Annotated in this window: 16 protein-coding genes; 7 read left to right on the forward strand and 9 right to left on the reverse strand. The window is 75.3% G+C overall.

All coding sequences use genetic code 11. The features are described from left to right. The first annotated feature begins 52 nt into the window (after nucleotides 1–52). The gene (locus tag FB380_RS06030) at nucleotides 53–1,192 is read left to right on the forward strand and encodes an aromatic acid exporter family protein (RefSeq protein ID WP_166754284.1); all 1,140 of its coding nucleotides are present in this window, start codon (nucleotides 53–55) and stop codon (nucleotides 1,190–1,192) included. A gap of 50 nt (nucleotides 1,193–1,242) precedes the next feature. Here the strand turns inward: FB380_RS06030 and FB380_RS06035 are convergent, their stop codons facing one another. Continuing rightward, nucleotides 1,243–3,054 carry a gamma-glutamyltransferase family protein gene (locus FB380_RS06035; RefSeq protein ID WP_166754285.1) on the reverse strand — a complete coding sequence of 604 codons (1,812 nt, stop codon included), beginning with the start codon at nucleotides 3,052–3,054 and terminating at the stop codon, nucleotides 1,243–1,245. 1,231 nt (nucleotides 3,055–4,285) lie between these two features. On the opposite strand from FB380_RS06035, the gene FB380_RS06040 reads away from it, so the two are divergent. After that, on the forward strand, nucleotides 4,286–5,230 hold the full coding sequence (locus FB380_RS06040) for a nucleoside hydrolase (protein ID WP_166754286.1): 945 nt from the start codon (nucleotides 4,286–4,288) through the stop codon (nucleotides 5,228–5,230). A gap of 15 nt (nucleotides 5,231–5,245) precedes the next feature. On the opposite strand, the gene FB380_RS06045 is transcribed toward FB380_RS06040, so the two are convergent. From FB380_RS06045 to FB380_RS06060, 4 genes are read right to left on the reverse strand one after another with little or no spacing between them, the layout of a single operon-like run. Continuing rightward, nucleotides 5,246–6,226, reverse strand: coding sequence for a glycine betaine ABC transporter substrate-binding protein (locus FB380_RS06045; protein WP_166754287.1), 981 nt, complete (start codon nucleotides 6,224–6,226; stop codon nucleotides 5,246–5,248). Next, entirely contained in the window at nucleotides 6,226–7,053 is an 828-nt protein-coding gene (locus FB380_RS06050; protein WP_166754288.1) for an ABC transporter permease, read from the reverse strand. The genes FB380_RS06045 and FB380_RS06050 overlap by 1 nt, the downstream gene beginning before the upstream one ends. Further along, nucleotides 7,050–8,246 (reverse strand): ABC transporter ATP-binding protein, encoded by a 1,197-nt coding sequence (locus FB380_RS06055; protein WP_166754289.1) that lies wholly within the window; start codon nucleotides 8,244–8,246, stop codon nucleotides 7,050–7,052. The genes FB380_RS06050 and FB380_RS06055 overlap by 4 nt, the downstream gene beginning before the upstream one ends. Further along, nucleotides 8,239–8,880: an ABC transporter permease gene (locus FB380_RS06060; protein ID WP_166754290.1), complete on the reverse strand. Its 642-nt coding sequence runs from the start codon at nucleotides 8,878–8,880 to the stop codon at nucleotides 8,239–8,241. The genes FB380_RS06055 and FB380_RS06060 overlap by 8 nt, the downstream gene beginning before the upstream one ends. Before the next feature lie 339 nt (nucleotides 8,881–9,219). Between FB380_RS06060 and FB380_RS25325 the strand changes: the two genes are divergently transcribed. Both FB380_RS25325 and FB380_RS06070 read left to right on the forward strand, forming a co-directional pair. Beyond that, nucleotides 9,220–9,660, forward strand: coding sequence for an STAS domain-containing protein (locus FB380_RS25325; protein WP_166754291.1), 441 nt, complete (start codon nucleotides 9,220–9,222; stop codon nucleotides 9,658–9,660). A gap of 98 nt (nucleotides 9,661–9,758) precedes the next feature. Then, nucleotides 9,759–10,238, forward strand: a complete 480-nt coding sequence (locus FB380_RS06070) for an ATP-binding protein (protein ID WP_166754292.1) — start codon at nucleotides 9,759–9,761, stop codon at nucleotides 10,236–10,238. Nucleotides 10,239–10,246: 8 nt separating this feature from the next. Here FB380_RS06070 and FB380_RS06075 read toward each other — a convergent pair whose 3' ends face one another. Then, the gene (locus FB380_RS06075; RefSeq protein WP_229681752.1) at nucleotides 10,247–10,690 is read right to left on the reverse strand and encodes an ATP-binding protein; all 444 of its coding nucleotides are present in this window, start codon (nucleotides 10,688–10,690) and stop codon (nucleotides 10,247–10,249) included. 102 nt (nucleotides 10,691–10,792) lie between these two features. Between FB380_RS06075 and FB380_RS06080 the strand changes: the two genes are divergently transcribed. After that, nucleotides 10,793–11,140 carry a PRC-barrel domain-containing protein gene (locus FB380_RS06080; protein ID WP_166754293.1) on the forward strand — a complete coding sequence of 116 codons (348 nt, stop codon included), beginning with the start codon at nucleotides 10,793–10,795 and terminating at the stop codon, nucleotides 11,138–11,140. Between the two features lie 267 nt (nucleotides 11,141–11,407). After that, nucleotides 11,408–12,223: a hypothetical protein gene (locus FB380_RS06085; RefSeq protein ID WP_166754294.1), complete on the forward strand. Its 816-nt coding sequence runs from the start codon at nucleotides 11,408–11,410 to the stop codon at nucleotides 12,221–12,223. Nucleotides 12,224–12,353: 130 nt separating this feature from the next. Here FB380_RS06085 and FB380_RS06090 read toward each other — a convergent pair whose 3' ends face one another. Further along, nucleotides 12,354–13,052, reverse strand: coding sequence for an NYN domain-containing protein (locus FB380_RS06090; RefSeq protein WP_166754295.1), 699 nt, complete (start codon nucleotides 13,050–13,052; stop codon nucleotides 12,354–12,356). A 169-nt stretch (nucleotides 13,053–13,221) separates the two neighbouring features. Next, a complete protein-coding gene (locus FB380_RS06095) occupies nucleotides 13,222–13,617 on the reverse strand; it encodes an SRPBCC family protein (protein WP_166754296.1) in 396 nt (131 codons plus the stop codon). A gap of 189 nt (nucleotides 13,618–13,806) precedes the next feature. On the opposite strand from FB380_RS06095, the gene FB380_RS06100 reads away from it, so the two are divergent. Beyond that, nucleotides 13,807–14,412: a GNAT family N-acetyltransferase gene (locus tag FB380_RS06100; RefSeq protein WP_229681753.1), complete on the forward strand. Its 606-nt coding sequence runs from the start codon at nucleotides 13,807–13,809 to the stop codon at nucleotides 14,410–14,412. 71 nt (nucleotides 14,413–14,483) lie between these two features. On the opposite strand, the gene FB380_RS06105 is transcribed toward FB380_RS06100, so the two are convergent. Then, the gene (locus tag FB380_RS06105; RefSeq protein WP_166754297.1) at nucleotides 14,484–15,767 is read right to left on the reverse strand and encodes a competence/damage-inducible protein A; all 1,284 of its coding nucleotides are present in this window, start codon (nucleotides 15,765–15,767) and stop codon (nucleotides 14,484–14,486) included. Nucleotides 15,768–15,916 lie beyond the last annotated feature (149 nt).

Consider the following 15,916-nt stretch of genomic DNA (forward strand, 5'->3'; position numbering starts at 1 on the left):
CGGTCGCAGGGCGTGCCGGGCGGCTCCCCCATCGGCGGGGGACGATGGACCGGTGCAGGAGACAGCCGCCTCCCGGTCGCCGGAGCACCGGCCGAGCAGACGGGACCCCCGGTCCTGGTCGAGCGCGCTGGAGCGCACCTGGGCCCGGCACCCGCAGCTCGGCCTGGCCGTGCGGGCCGCCATCGCGGCGACGATCGCCTGGGCACTCGCCCGGGTGCTCCCGGGGCCGGCGCAGGAGTACCCCTACTACGCGCCGTTCGGGGCGGTCATCGCCACCTCGACCACGCTGGCCGGCTCGGCCCGGTCCGCCGCCCAGTCGGTGGCCGCCATCGCGCTCGGGGCCGCCGTCGCCCTGGCCGTCGACGCGCTGCCCGTCCCGGTCGTGGTGCGGGTCGGCATCGTGGTGACCGTGGGGGTGCTCCTGGCCGGCTGGCACCGGCTGGGCGGCTCCGGGAGCTGGGTGCCCACCTCGGCGCTGTTCGTGCTGATCATCGGCGGCGGCGACCCCCTGGACTACGTGCTGGGCTACGCCGGGCTCACCTTCTTCGGCGCCCTGATCGGGACGGCCGTGCTCGCCGTCTTCCCGCCGCTGCCGTTGGCTCCCTCGCAGACCGAGCTGGCCCGGCTGCGCGACCTGCTGGCCGACCAGCTGGAGGACCTCGCCGACGGGCTCCAGCAGGAGCACCCTCCCACCGAGGACGAGTGGCGGGAGCGCATCCACACCATCGACCCGGTGCTGGCTCAGATGCGTGCGGCGGTGCAGCAGACCGACGAGGCCCGGCGGGGGAACCGCCGGGCCCGGCGGCACCAGCAGGACGCCGAGCGGCAGTACGCCCAGGCCCGGGCGCTGGAACGCCTCACCCTGCTGGTGGAGGACCTCACCCAGCTGATCGCCGAGACCGAGACCGCGGACCTCTCGCAGGTGGCGCTCGGCCCGGCCCTGCGGCCGGCGGCGGCCGGTGCCCTGACCGGGCTGGCGCAGGTGCTGCGCTCCGTCGAGGGCGCGACGGCCGATCCCGACACCACCCGCACCGCCTACCGCGACCTGCACGGCCTGGAGGTGGAGCTGCGGCGCGCCCGCTCCGGCACCGACGACGACCTGTTCGCGGCGAGCAGCGTGGTGGTGGCGATCCGGCGCTGCCTGGCCGCGGTGGTGCCGGTGGAGCTGGCCGAGGAGGAGGCGCCGGACTGACCGACCGGGCCGACCACAGCCCGGCCGACGACGGCCGGGCTGCTGACGGCTCAGCGACCGACGGCGTAGCCCTGCATCCCGCGCGGGTTGGCCCCGGCCCGCAGCAGGCCCGTCTCCGGGTCGACCGAGACCGCGGAGAGCCGGCCCAGCGACCACGGGTCGGAGACGGTGACCGCGTGGCCGCGGCGGCGCAGCTCGGCGATGGTCTCCTCCCCGATCCGGGACTCGACCACGACCTCGTCCGGCGTCATCTCCCGCGGGACGAACGACGACGGGAAGGCGGTCGTGTGCCAGGCCGGCGCGTCGATGGCCGCCTGGAGGTCCAGCCCGCCCAGCACGTGGGCCAGCCAGAAGCACAGCTGCCACTGCTCCTGCTGGTCACCGCCGGGGGTGCCGAAGGCCAGGGTCGGCACCCCACCGCGCAGCGCCAGGGACGGGGTGAGCGTGGTGCGCGGGCGCTTGCCCGGCTGCAGCGAGTTGGGGAGCCCGGGCTCCAGCCAGAACATCTGTGCCCGGGTGCCCAGCGCGAAGCCGAGCGAGGGGATGACCGGCGAGCTCTGCAGCCAGCCCCCCGAGGGGGTGGCCGAGACCAGGTTGCCCCAGCGGTCGACGACGTCGACGTGGCAGGTGTCGCCCCGGGTCGTGCCCCGCGTGTCGACGGTGGGCTCCCCGACCCCGGCGACCGGACCGGCGGAGGCGCGGCCGCCCTCGGTGACGAACCGGGGGAGCCGCGGCGGGCGCCCCCCTGGCGAGCCGGGGCGCAGCTCGGTGCTGGCCCGGTCGCTGATCAGCGCCCGCCGTTGCTCGGTGTAGCTCGTGGACAGCAGGTCGTCCACGGGGACCTCGGCCATGTCGCCGTACCAGGCCTCACGGTCGGCCATCGCCAGCTTCACCGCCTCCACGCTGGCGTGGACCAGGTCGGCATCGGCGGTGCCCGATGCGTACCCGGCCCCGGCCCCTGCTGCCGGGTGGCCGTCCAGCATCGCGAGCGCCTGGAGCAGCGCCGGGCCCTGGGACCACGGCCCGGCCTTCGCGAGCGTCCACCCCTGCCAGTCGAGGGTGACCGGCGGCTCGTACCTCGGGGCCCAGCTGGCCAGGTCCTCACCGGTGAGGAAGCCGCGGTGGGGACGACCGGAGTCGTCCATCACCGGGGACCGGGAGAACTCGTCGATCGCCTCGGCGACGAACCCCGTGTACCAGGACGCCAGTGCCGCGTCGATCTGCGCCTCTCGGGAGGGTCCGCGCGCTGCGTCGAGCAGTCGGCGGTAGGTCGAGGCGAGGACCGGGTTGCGGAACAGGCGGCCGGCGGTGGGGGGTGCTCCGTCGGGGGCGAGCCAGGTGGCGGCCGAGGTCGGCCAGTGGGTGCGGAAGTGCTCGGAGACCGAGGCGACGGTCGCGGCGACCCGGGGGTGGACCGGGTGGCCGTGCTCGGCGTACTCGATGGCGAAGCGGAGGACGGCGCCCAGCGGCAGGGTGCCGTGGTCGCGCAGGAGGGTCAGCCAGGCGCCGAGGGCGCCGGGCACGGTGGCGGCGAGGAGACCGGTGCCTGGGATCAGGTCGAGACCGAGGTCCCCGAAGGCGTCGATCGTCGCGCCGGCGGGGGCGACCCCCTGACCGGACAGGACCACGGGGACCCCCGCGCCGGTGGCTGCCCGCGGGCTCCGGGCGAAGAGGATCGGGACCTCGCCCCCCGGGCCGTTGAGGTGCGGCTCGACCACCTGCAGGGTGAGTCCCGCAGCGACCGCGGCATCGAACGCGTTCCCACCGGCCTCGAGGGTCGCCATGCCCGCGGCGCTGGCGAGCCAGTGCGTCGAGGCGACCATCCCGAAGGTGCCGGCGAGCTCCGGCCGCGTGGTGAACATGTAGCCACCCTAAAGAAGTGTGGCCGGTTCCCGCTGCCTCGCGGTTGCGCCGTCGCCGCGCTGCGCGGCTCCGGCGGTGCGGTGGGGGTGCTGGGCAGCTCCCGCATCGGCGGGACCTCGTCGTCGTCCGGTGCACGGTGCCGGAGGTCCGGCGCTCGATGCCGGAGGTCTGGGTCGAAGGGCCGGAGGTCCGGGCCGGAGGGCCGGCCGCCGACGCCGGCGGGCCGGAGGTCGACCGGCTGCCGGGGCTCGGGCACGACCACCCGGGACGGCCGCGGGGCGGGCTCCGGGAGCGCCGTCAGCGTCAGCCGGTGCACCGGGGGCGGGACCGGGCGACCCCAGCTGAGCGAGGCGCCGTCCGGGCCGCTGCCCCAGGCCGCCGCCCGCCGGTGCACGCCGCGCAGCCGGCCGAGCAGCAGCCGCACCGGGGCGGTCAGCCGGGACGGGCGCGCGGCCAGCCGGGCGGGGGTGGTGAGCAGGTCGACGGAGAGGTCGGTGGCGAACTCGATCGCCGCCTCCAGCTCGTGGTCCACGGCCGGCGGCACGGCGGGGGCCGGTGCCCGCCCCGCGACCGGGGCGACCGGGGCGGCCGGCCGGAGCGGCGCCGGCCGGGTCGCGGACCGGTCCGGGCCGTCGGTCAGCCGGTGGACCCGCAGCGGCGCCGCCCGCCAGGCCAGGTGCGCACCGTCCCCGCCGGCGCCCCAGGCGGCGGCACGACGGGCGAGCTGACGGCGCCGGGAGCGCGGCGGGCGCACCGCGACGTCGTCGTCCGCGGTCGGGGTGGGCGACATGCCCAGCACGCCGCACGCCAGGCCGACCGCCAGCCCGAACGCCAGGTCGGTGGTGTTCGGCGCCGGGGTGTCGGTGCCGAACAGCCCGAGCCGGCCGGTGTCCCGGGCGACGGGCAGCTCGGCCGACCGGACCGGTGCCAGCTGGATCGCCATGTGCTGCCCTCCCGGGAAGTAGTCGCCGCGGCCGGGGAAGGGGCCGCGGGCAAGGGAGAAGTTACGGACGACGGAGCCCGCGGACCCCTGTTCCGGACACCCCCGCACGACCGCGTGACCCAACCGTTGCCGGACCCCTCCGCAGCGGTCGATGACCCGCCTCCGGACCCGGGCACTAGTCGACACCACCGGACGAAAGGCCAGGTCAGCACCGTCCTGGCCGACCGATGACCTCGACCCCCGATCCGGCGCGCCGGCGTGTCGGGCCGGTCTGGTGGGATGGGCCGATGCGCACCCCCCTGGTGATCGACACCGACCCGGGCATCGACGACGCCCTGGCCGTGCTGCTCGCGCTGGCCAGCCTCGAGGTCGACCTGCAGCTGGTGACGACGGTGCACGGCAACGTCGGCCTCCCCGAGACCACCGAGAACGCGCTGCGGGTGCTGCACCTGGCCGGGCGGTCCGACGTCCCGGTGGCCGCGGGCGCCCGCACGTCGCTGGTGTTCCCGCAGCCGGAGCGGGCCGGGCACGTGCACGGGACGGCGGGCCTCGGCGGCGTCGTGCTGCCGCCGTCCCCGGCCGCCGTCGACCCCCGGCCCGCGGTGGTGGCGCTGGCGGAGCTCCTGCTGGCCAGCGAGCAGCCGGTGACCGTGGCGGCGATCGGCCCGCTGACCAACATCGCCCTGCTGATCGGCGTGTACCCCGAGGCGGCGGCACGGATCGGCCGGCTGGTGGTCATGGGCGGCTCGGCCACCCGCGGCGGCAACGTGACCGCGGCCGCGGAGTTCAACGTGTGGGCCGACCCGGAGGCCGCCGCGGCGGTGTTCGGCGCGGGCCTGCCGACCGTGCTGGTGGGCCTGGACGTCACGCTGCCCACCGTCCTGACGGCGGAGGGGATCGCCCGGTTCGCCGCGGCCGGCCCGGTCGGCGACCGGGCGGCGGCGATCCTGCAGCAGTACGTCGACCACGCCCGCAGCAGCTACGGCGTCGACGGCGTGGTGGTGCACGACGCCCTCGCGCTGACCGAGGCGATCGTGCCGGGCACGCTGACGTCGGTGCGCCGGGACGTCGTCGTGGACACCGGCCACGGGGCCGGGCGCGGGCAGACCCTGGTGGACCGCCGGACGCCGTCGGCCTCGGCCACCGCGGTGGCGGTGGCCGAGGACGTCGACAGCGAGGCGGCCGTGGAGTTCCTGGTCAGCCGGCTGTGCGAGCTGGCCGCCCGCAGCTGAGCAGGTCGGGCCGGGTCAGGCCGGCTCGACGAGCCCCTCGGAGACCATCCACTCCAGCGCCACGTCCCCCGGCTGCTCGCCGGCCACGTCGACCCGGGCGTTGAGCTCCTGCAGCACGTCGTTGGTCAGCAGCGGGGTGATCTGCCCGAACAGGTCGGCCAGCTCGGGGTGCTCGGTGAAGGTCTCGGTGAGCAGCACCGGCGAGATGTTGTAGTTGGGGAAGAACGCCCGGTCGTCCTCGAGCACCGTGAGGTCCAGCGCCTGGATCCGGCCGTCGGTGGTGAAGACCTCGCCGAAGTTGCACGCGCCCTGGTCGGTGGCCTCGTAGACCGCACCGGTGTCCAGCGTGCTGACGTTGTCCCGCGGCACGCCCTGGGCGTCGCCGAGCTCCAGGCCGTAGGTCTCCAGCATCGGGACGAACCCGTCGTTCCGGCTGGCGAACTCGCTCTCCACGCAGAAGGTCCGCTCCTCCACGGGCAGCTCGGCGACCTCCGAGAGGCTGCTGATCCCACCGAGGTCGTCGACCGCCTCGCTGCGGACGGCGAAGGCGTAGGTGTTGTTGGCCTCCGCCGGCGGCAGCCAGGTCAGGCCGTTGGCCAGCTCGGCGTCCCGGACGGCCTCGTACTGCTCCAGCGGGTCCACGATCGGCGCGGTCTCACCGAGGTAGGAGAGCCACGCGGTGCCGGTGTACTCCCACTCCATGTCGATCTCCCCGTTGACCATGCCCTGACGGGCCGGCACCGAGCCGGGGATGTTGGTCCGGTCGACCACGTCGAACCCGGCGGTCTGCAGCGCGATCACCGCGATCTTGCCGAGGATCAGCTGCTCGGTGAAGTTCTTCGACCCCACCACGATCTCCTCGCCGGCCACCCCCTCGATCGGCTGGATGTCGGCCGGCTCGGACGCCGGGGTGTACTGCGTGGCGGCCTGCAGACCGCACCCGGTGAGCAGCGTGGCGGCCGCGAGCGAGCACGCGGTGGCGGCGCGGGTGCGCATCAGAGTCCCTTCGGTCGGGCGACGTGCTCCACGACGCGGCCGAGCCAGTCGATGGCCAGCGCGAGCAGGGCGACGAGGACAGCACCGCTGAACAGCAGGCTGTCCAGCGAGAGGTTGATCCCGGTGGTGATCAGCTGGCCCAGGCCGCCGCCGCTGATGAAGGTCGCCAGCGTGGCGGTGCCGACGAGCAGCACCAGGGCGGTCCGGACGCCGGCCAGGATGACCGGCACGGCCAGCGGCAGCTCCACCCGCAGCAGGACGGCGAGGGAGCTCATGCCCATCCCCCGGCCGGCCTCGACCAGCCGCGGGTCGACGCCCTGCAGCCCCACCATGGTGTTCCGCAGCACCGGCAGCACCGTGTAGAGCACCAGGGCCACCACCGCGGACCGGAAGCCGAACCCCAGCCAGGTGGCCAGCAGCACGAACAGCCCGATCGCCGGGGCGGCCTGGCCGGTGTTGGCCACGCCGAGCACCAGCGGCGTGGCCCGGCGGAACGGCCCGCGGGTGAGCAGGACGCCCAGCGGGATGCCGATCAGCAGCACGACGACGGCGGCCAGCAGGGTGAGCTGCAGGTGCTCGACGATGCTGCGGCCCAGCACGCTCCAGCCGAGCTGGCGCTGCTCGGTGTCGGCCAGCTCGGCAGTCGACCGCCAGACGACGAAGGCCAGCACCCCGGCCAGCACGAGGACCGGCTGCACGAGCAGCCCGCGCCACGCACCGCGGGCCTCCTCCGAGCCGCCGGCCGCCGGCGTCTGGGTCTGGGCCAGCGCGTCGTCGACCTCGGTGTCGGGGTAGGCCTCGGTCGCCGCGGGGCGGGGGGCCGTCATCCCTCCACCTCGTCGCGGGTGCGCTGGATCGCGGCCATCACCGTCTCCACCACCATGACGCCGGCGACGCCGTCCCGGCCGGTCACCACGACGCCGCCCTGGCTGGCGGCGAGCATGGTGTCCAGCGCGTCGTTGAGGGTGGAGCGGAGCCCCACCACCGGGAGCTTCTCGTCCACGGTGTCGGGCACGGTGGTCGCCCGGGACAGCTCCGCCAGCGACGGCCAGCTGATCGGCCGGTCACGCCGGTCGACCACGACGACGTACTTCTCCCCGGCGGCCGACGCGCGGCGGACGACCTCGGCGGCGTCCTCACCGACCCGGGCCTGCTGGGGGTGGAGCAGCTCGACGTCCCCGACCCGGGTGAGGGTCAGCTGCTTCAGCGTCGCGCCGGCGCCGACGAAGTCGGCCACGTACTCCTCCGCCGGGTCGGCGAGGATCGCCTCCGGGGTGTCGTACTGCACGACCCGCGCGCCGACGTCGAAGACGACGATCCGGTCACCGAGCTTGACCGCCTCGTCGAAGTCGTGGGTGACGAACACGATCGTCTTGCCCAGCTCCTCCTGGATGCGCAGCAGCTCGTCCTGCAGGCGCTGGCGGGTGATCGGGTCGACCGCCCCGAACGGCTCGTCCATCAGCAGCACCGGCGGGTCGGCGGCGAGCGCCCGGGCCACGCCGACGCGCTGCTGCTGGCCACCGGAGAGCTCGCGGGGGTAGCGGTCGCGGTAGACCTCGGGGTCGAGGCCCACGAGCTCCAGCAGCTCGTCGACCCGGGCGTCGATCCGCTTGCGGTCCCACTTGAGCATCCCGGGGACCAGGCCGACGTTGGTGCCCACGGTCATGTGCGGGAAGAGCCCACCGGCCTGGATGACGTACCCGATCCGGCGGCGCAGCTGGTCGGCGTCCTGCCCGGTGACGTCCTCGTCGCCCAGGAAGATCTTGCCGCTGGTGGGCTCCACCAGCCGGTTGAGCATCTTCAGCAGCGTGGTCTTCCCGCAGCCGGAAGGACCGACGAACATGACCATCTGCCCGGCCGGGATGTCCAGGTCGACGGCGTCGACCGCCGGCTTCGCCTGGCCGGGATAGTTCTTGGTGACGCCCTCGAGCCGGATCGACACACCGCTGACCTGGCGGTCGGTGCGGGTCGGTGCGGCTGCTGCGGTGGCGCCGCCGCGCTCGGCGGTGGTCTCAGACACGGATGCCCCTCGAGGTGGTCAGGCGACCGACCAGCACGAGCACCACGTCCAGGACGAGGGCCAGCAGGACGATCGCGATGGTCCCGACGAGCGTGGCGTTCAGCGCGTTCGCACCGCCCAGCCGGGAGAGTCCGGAGAAGATGAAGCTGCCCAGGCCGGGGCCGAGCACGTAGGCGGCGATCGCGGCGATGCCCATGACCATCTGGGTGGAGACCCGGATGCCGGCCAGGATCACCGGCCAGGCGAGCGGGAGCTCGATCCGCACCAGCGTGCTCAGCCGGCTCATCCCGATGCCGCGCGCCGACTCCACCAGCGACCGGTCGACGCCGGCCAGGCCGACGACGGCGTTGCGCAGGATCGGCAGGGCGGCGTAGAAGGTCACCGCGATCACGGCCGGGGTGATCCCGAACCCGAAGGGCGCGAGCAGGATGCCCAGCAGCGCGAACGACGGGATGGTCAGCCCGATGGCCGAGAGGCCGTTGGCCAGCCCGGTGAGCCGCGGGCTGCGGTAGGCCAGCACCGCCAGTCCGATGGCGATCACGGTGGCCAGCAGCACGCACTGCACGACCAGGCTGACGTGCTGGAAGGCCTGGAAGGCGATCAGTCCGCGCCGATCGACCAGGTAGTCCCACATCGGCCCACCCCCTCTCCGCACCAGACCACGCTGGGCCGGGCGTTCGTCGTCCTCACGGCGCCGCACTCGGTCCAGGGGGACTGGGCGGCCTCGGCGGGCAAGCGGCCCCGGCGCGCCATGCGCTGCTGCGAGGGCTCCACCGCCGGGCACGGGCCCTACCGCACCGGCGGCCTCATGTCGGCCGTGTGACACCGTGTCACACCCGTCACCCGGACCGCGAGTGGAACCGGATGACGAAGTGATGACGTTCCTGACCGGGTCCAGCGACTGGCGTGCCCCGATCGGGGTAGGGACCCGCCCTGTCCCGATCTGCGGACAGGGGCCGACGGGAGACGATCGGTGACGGACACGGCGGAGGTGTCCCGGTCTGGAGGAGGACCCATCAAGACGGTCAGGTCGGCAGCCGGCGAGGCGCCGTTCCAGGTGCGGCTCGCCGACGGCCCGGAACCGGGGCAGCTCGTCGCCTCCGTGTCCGGTGAGCTGGACGCGGCCAGCAACCCGCTCCTGCAGCAGACCCTGCTCGCGGCGCTGCGCGAGGCGGAGCGCCTGCTCACCATCGACCTGTCCGGGGTGACCTTCTTCGGGTCCGCCGGGGTCACGGCGCTGGTGTGGGTCAGCCAGCACCCGGAGGCCGACGGCAAGCACGTCGGCGTCATCGCGACCAGCCGCATCGTCACCGGGCCGCTGGAGCTGACCGGGCTGCTCCAGCGGCTGGACGTCCACGGCATGCCCGGCGTCGCCGCCGGCCCCGACGGGGGCGAGGAGCGGGCGCGGCGCTGACCGCACCGAGCCGACACGTGACCCCCCGTGCTGCACCCGGGCGCTGCGTCCGCCACCATGGTCCCGGCGGAGACACCGGCCGGCGGGAGGCCCGAAGAGTGAGCGCACTGGTCTGGCCATCGGCCGACGTGCCCCACGAGGACGGCGACGTGTGGCGGTGGGAGCTCCCGACGGTGCACGACGCGTCCCGGGTGCGCATGGACCTGCGGGCCCGCCTCGCCCACCCGTCCCTGGCCGCCCGGTCCACCGAGGACGCCCGTGAGGGCCTGCTGCTGGTGTTCGAGGAGCTGAGCTCCAACGCGCTGCGGCACGGTGGCGGTGCGGTGGTGGCGCTGATCGTCGCCGCCCCGGCCGGCTGGCTGATCGTGCTCACCGACGGCTCGCCCGACGCCCCACCGCGCCCCGCGGTCGACCGCGACCCGGCGTACGGCGGGATGGGGCTGCCGATGGTGGCCCAGTTGTCGCTCGACTACGGCTGGTGCAGCGACACCGAGCGCAAGCACGTGTGGGCCCGGCTGCCCTCCGGGCTGGCGACCGCCGCCGTCCCGCGGCCGCGCTCCTCCGGCCCCGGGGCCTGACCGACTGCTCAACCCCGGACCACCTGCACCTCGCCGAACCCCTCGGCGGTGCTCGGCGGGGTGAGCTGGCCGGCGGCGCTGTACAACCCCACCAGCGGCACCCGGTCCCGGCCCTCGCGCGCCTCGTTGCGGGCCCGGCAGGTCTCCAGCGGGACGTCGAGGAACACCGCGCGGACCGGGACGCCGGCCGCTGCCGCCGTCGCGATCAGCGGTGCCCGCTCGGCCGGCGAGGGCGAGGTGTTGTCGACGACGACGCTGGCGCCCTCGGCGAGCAGGGCGGCCACCACCCGCTGCTGCCGGGCCTCGCGGTGCCGGGCGTTCGGCCAGTGGTCCTTGCTGACGACCACGTGGGTGCCGGCCAGGTGCGCGGCGACCCAGCTGGACTTGCCCGACCCCTGCAGCCCGACCATGACCACGAGCTCCTGGGGCGCCGCGTCGTCCTGGGGGGTCACGTCCTCCCCGGTACCCGCTGACCCGCTCGGTGATCACCCGGGGGTTGCCGGGCCGCACCTGCGGGCATGGAGGGTCAACTGCCCCCAGACCGAGGAGGACCCGTGTTCCCGGCCGAGAACATCCGTGACTGGCGCACCCTGAACGTCGTCGACCCGGACGGGAGCAAGATCGGCACGTTGGAGTCGGTGTACGTGGACACCACCACCGACCAGCCGTTCTTCGCTGCGGTCACCACCGGCATGATCGGCCGGCACAAGCTGACGTTCGTGCCGCTGACCGGCGCCACCGTGGCCCCCGACCACATCCGGGTCACCGTCTCCAAGGACCTCACCAAGAGCGCGCCGTCCATCGACACCGACGGCGAGCTGACCGTCGAGCAGGAGCCGGACGTCTTCGCGCACTACTCGATGCCCTACACCGGCGGCGTCCGCCGGCTGGCCCGCCGCTAGTCGTACCGACCGGGCGCAGCAGCCGCCGCGTCCGGCGGGCCCGCTGGTCCCCCTCCACCGAGAGGGTGACCAGCGGGCCCTCGCCGTAGGCGCCGGCGCCCGGACCGACCGCCACGTCGTGCTGTCGAGCCGGTGCCGGGTCGGGCGACGGCTGGTCACCTGCCGTTCACCGTCAGTTCGCCGAGTTGTCAACTGTTCATCAACCGACCTACGGTGCTCGGGCACCTGGGTCAGCTGGTCCTGGGGCGTCGATCCCAGGGGTCCACCGTGCTCACCGTCATCCGACCGCGCCGGCTGGTCGCCGTCCTGACCGGGGCGGTCGTCCTGCTGGGCGCGGTCAGCCTCACCCTGAACCTCCTCGTGCTGCAGGCGGCCGACTCGCCGGCGGCAGGGCTGCTCGACCTGCTCAGCGTCAACCGGGAGGGGAACCTCCCGACGTGGTTCTCCTCGGCGCTGCTGCTGTCGGCGGCGGCCGCGGTGGCGGGAGTCGGTGCGTGGGCGCATCGGGTCCGCGACCGCTGGCGGTGGCACTGGACGGTCCTCGCCGCGGTGTTCGGCTACCTCTCGGTCGACGAGCTCGTGCGGTTGCACGAGCGGGCCAACCACCAGGTCGGCAAGGTGGTGGAGCCGACCGGGGTCTTCACCTTCGGCTGGTGGCTGCTGGCCGCACCGCTGGTCCTGCTGTTCGCCGCCGCCTACGTCCGCTTCCTCCGCGGGCTGCCCGGACGGATCGGCCTGCTCATGGTGGTGGCCGGGACCCTCTACGTCGGCGGCGCCATCGGCATGGAGATGGTGGGCAGCTGGCTGGCCGACGACCGGGGGACGCTGCTGTCCACCCCCTACGTCCTGGCCACCACGGCGGAGGAGGTGTTCGAGATGCTCGGCGTGGTCGTCTTCCTCTACGCCGTCACCACCTACGCGAACTCCCGGATGACCGTCGTCGACGTCCCCGTCGCGCCCGCCGCCGCGCTGCCCGTCCAGGCTCCCGACCGTGCCGGCCGGGGTCGCGGCCGTGCCGCTGCCGGTGCGGGCACGGCCCCGGGCGCGGTGGACTCCGACCTCGGCAGCTCGCGCGCGGCCTGACCGGGCCACCACCGCCTGACCGGACGGCCGCCCTCCGTCAGGCCGCCACCATCAGGTGGCGACCGCCCGGCTGCCAGGGCTCCAGGGCTGCCGGGGCTCCAGGCTTCCGGGGCTCCGGGCTGCCGGGGCGTCAGCCTCGGCGGGCGGCGAAGAGACCGGCGGCGTCGCGCAGGCTCTTGGTCGGGCGCAGCCAGGCGCCGTCCGCCGGCAGCGCGTCCAGCCGCACGCGGTCCAGCGGCTCGACGAACGCGCCGGGGACGTCCTCGATGTCGACGAACTGCAGCAGCTCGGAGCTGATCGCGTACCCGGCGACCTCGCTGAACGCGACGACGACCACCTCGGTGCCCGCGCGCGCCAGGTCCTCCAGCGGCTCGGCGAAGTTCCGGCCGTCACCGGAGAAGACGACGAGACGACGCAGCTGGTGACTGTGCGCCCGGACGCTGATGTGGTCCAGCATCGACTGGTCGATGTCGTCGTCGGGCTGCAGCTTGGGCCGGGCGAAGACGGCGTAACCGAAGCTGCGCAGGGCCTCCACCCAGCGCTGCAGCGAGGTGGCGTGCTGCGGCGGCACGTTGGCGAAGACGCACGCCTCGACCTCCGGCTGCTGCGGTGCCCCGAACTCCTCGGCACCCTCGACGAACCACGCGGCGATCGCGTCGAACCGTGGCCGGGACGCCGCGGTGGGGCGGGCGCCGATCACGTTCGCCAGGGTCATGTCGATGTTCGGCGCGTCCCACACCAGCAGGTCCAGCGACGGACGCGGCCCCTCGGCCGAGAACTCGTCGTGCCCGTCCACCGCTCCGGTCGCGTCGTCGAGGGTCTCGGTCATCGGCTCAGTCTGCCGGTCGCGCTCCGGCTGCGGGTCCGGTGGGCGCGGAACGGCAGTGGGCGCGCCGCCCGGAGCGGTCGCCCGACGCCGACGCCGACCGGTCACCGGGCAGCTCCCACGCCAGGACGACGGCGCCTCGACCAACTCACGCCGGCACCGTACGAGACGCTCAGGTCGTGAGGGCCACCAGCCGCTTGAGCGCCAGCAGGGCCAGCGGCGCGTAGCCCAGCACCAGCGGGGCGAACCCGCTGATCCGCAGGCCGGTGGTCGTCCCGCCGTCCGGGCCGGGGCTCACCCAGTGCGCCAGCCCCAGCCGGGTCGGGCCGACGGTGACCTGCCAGCTCCACTCCCGCGTGGCGTCGGACACCTCGTCGATCACGAACGGGACGGAGGTGCGCAGCGGGTCGAACACCCGCCCGGTGACGCCCTGGGCGATCCGCGGGGCACTGGCCTGCACCCGGCTGATCTGCGGGGACCACTCCGGCCAGCGGGCGGGGTGCACGAAGCGGTCCCACACCTCGCCGGGCTCGATCGGGCCGGTGGCGTGCAGGGTCAGTGTGGTCACCCGGGACGGTTGCCCGCCCAGCTGCCGACTGACACCCGGGCGGGCTGACGGCCGGGATCCGCCCCCGAGAGTGACCCCGACCGGTCCATCCGCGCCGGACCAGGATGCGCCCCACCCGCCGACCTCGCAGGTCCGGTTCCACGTGGAACCCCCGGCCGCGCCCCGCGACCCGGGCGCGAGGATGACGCCGTGCCCGGCTCCCCCTCGACCGTCCTCCGCCCGATGACGGCGGCCGACTGGCCCGCCGTCCGCGAGATCCTCGCCGCCGGCATCGCCACCGGCCTCGCCACCTTCGAGACCGAGCCACCGAGCTGGGCGGCCTTCGACGCCTCACGCCTGGCCGGTCACCGGCACGTCGCCACCGACGACACCGGCACCGTGCTCGGCTGGGTGGCGTGCACCCGCGAGTCGCCGCGGGCGGCGTATGCCGGCGTGGTGGACCACTCGGTCTACGTCGCCGCGCACGCGGCCGGGCGGGGCGTCGGGCGGCTGCTGCTGCAGGCGCTCATCGACTCGACCGAGGCCGACGGCATCTGGACCATCCGGGCGGCCGTCCTCCCGGCCAACACCGCGAGCCTCGCGCTGCACGAGCGGCTCGGGTTCCGGGTGGTCGGCCGCCGCGAGCGGGGTCGGCCGCCGGGTCGTCGACGGTCGGGCGACCTGGCACGACGTGCTGTTCCTCGAGCGACGCAGCCGGGTGGTCGGCCGGGACGGCGACCCGGCCTGATCCGCCGTCAGGCCGGCGGGCCGCCGACCAGCAGCCGCGCGGCGGGCCGGGACGGCGGCCCGGCCTGACCGGCGTCAGCCCGGGGCGACGGATCCGCAGCCACGTGGTGGTCAGGATCGCGACCTGGCCCGACCCACGGTCAGGCCGGCGGGCCGCCGACCAGCAGCTGGCGCAGCAGGTGCAGGGCCAGGGTCGTCGTCCGCTGGCGCACCGCCTCCCGCGAGCCGAGCAGGCTCAGCGAGCGGGCGACCGCGCCGTCCGGACCGACCGCGGCGAGGTGGACGGAGCCGACCGGCTTCTCCGCCGTGCCGCCGCCCGGGCCGGCGATCCCGGTGACGCCCACCCCGACGTCGGCGGCGAACCGCTGCCGGGCCCCCTGGGCGAGTGCGGCGGCGACCTCCGCGCTGACCGCACCGCCGGCGGCCAGGGTGCTCACCGGCACGTCGAGCAGCTGCGTCTTGGCGCTGTCGGCGTAGGCCGCGACCCCGCCGAGCACCCGGGCCGACGACCCCGCCGGTGCGGTGAGCCGGGCGGTGAGCAGCCCGCCGGTGCACGACTCACCGATGCCGACCGTCCAGCCCCGCTCGTCCAGCGCGGCGGCGACCAGCTCGTCGACCGTCGGCCCGTCGCTGAACAGCGTGTCGCCGAAGTCGGCGGTGACCGCCTGCACCAGCCGCTGGTGCGCCGGCTCGGCGTCCGGGCCGTAGCGGGTGACGATCTCCAGCTCGCCGTCCCGCAGGCAGGTGGTGATCTCCAGGCCGCCCACCTCGTCGTCGACCCGGCGCAGGCTGGCGGCCAGCTCGGACTCCGGCGTGCCCCACAGCCGCAGCGTCGACTGCCGCAGCTCGGTGGCCCCGGCCAGCGCCCGGTGCACCGGCTCGGCCGCCAGCGCGGCCGGCCACATGCCCTGCAGCTCCGACGGCGGCCCGGGCAGCACCAGCACCGGGGGCCCGCTCCGGCCCTCGGCCACCGGGACGACGAGGCCCGGCGCCGTGCCGACCGGCTCCAGCACCGTGGCCCCCGCCGGGACCTGCGCCTGCTTGGCGACGCCGGCCGCGGTCGCCGCCGGGTCCATCCGCCAGCCACGGCGCGCGCTGAGCCGGGCCACCACCGCGGCGATCCGCTGCTCCAGGTCCGGGTCGAGCGCCGAGGGCCGGCCCTGGAAGTCAGCGACCAGGGCAGCGGTCAGGTCGTCGGCCGTGGGACCCAGCCCGCCGGTGGTGATCACCAGGTCGGTGCCCCCGCCGGCCAGGAAGGCCAGGGCGGCCCGCAGGTCCTCGGGCCGGTCGCCGACGACGACCACCGACCCGACGTCGACCCCCCGGGCGCGCAGCGCCTCGGCCAGCCACGGCCCGTTGCGGTCGGCCACCCGGCCGGTGAGCACCTCGGTGCCGGTGACGACGATGCCCGCGCGTGCTGCCACGGCCCCGACCCTAGGTGCGCGACCGGAGCACGGCGCGGGGACGGGATCAGCACGGCTCCCCGCGGCTACGGTGACCAGCGCCCTGCCCCGCCGTCCGGCCGCCCGCGACCAGGCCGCCGGCGCCTCGGCGCACCCCACGAGGAGGACAC

This window comes from Modestobacter marinus, assembly GCF_011758655.1.
In the GTDB taxonomy this organism is placed as follows: Bacteria; Actinomycetota; Actinomycetes; order Mycobacteriales; family Geodermatophilaceae; genus Modestobacter; species Modestobacter marinus.

Bases quoted from the DNA above. Each gene is read 5' to 3' on its own strand.
- FB380_RS06040 (WP_166754286.1), top strand. From the start codon at position 4,286: ATGCGCACCCCCCTGGTGATCGACACCGACCCGGGCATCGACGACGCC.
- FB380_RS06050 (WP_166754288.1), bottom strand. From the start codon at position 7,053: ATGACGGCCCCCCGCCCCGCGGCGACCGAGGCCTACCCCGACACCGAG.
- FB380_RS06045 (WP_166754287.1), bottom strand. From the start codon at position 6,226: ATGCGCACCCGCGCCGCCACCGCGTGCTCGCTCGCGGCCGCCACGCTG.
- FB380_RS06090 (WP_166754295.1), bottom strand. From the start codon at position 13,052: ATGACCGAGACCCTCGACGACGCGACCGGAGCGGTGGACGGGCACGAC.
- FB380_RS06060 (WP_166754290.1), bottom strand. From the start codon at position 8,880: ATGTGGGACTACCTGGTCGATCGGCGCGGACTGATCGCCTTCCAGGCC.
- FB380_RS06035 (WP_166754285.1), bottom strand. From the start codon at position 3,054: ATGTTCACCACGCGGCCGGAGCTCGCCGGCACCTTCGGGATGGTCGCC.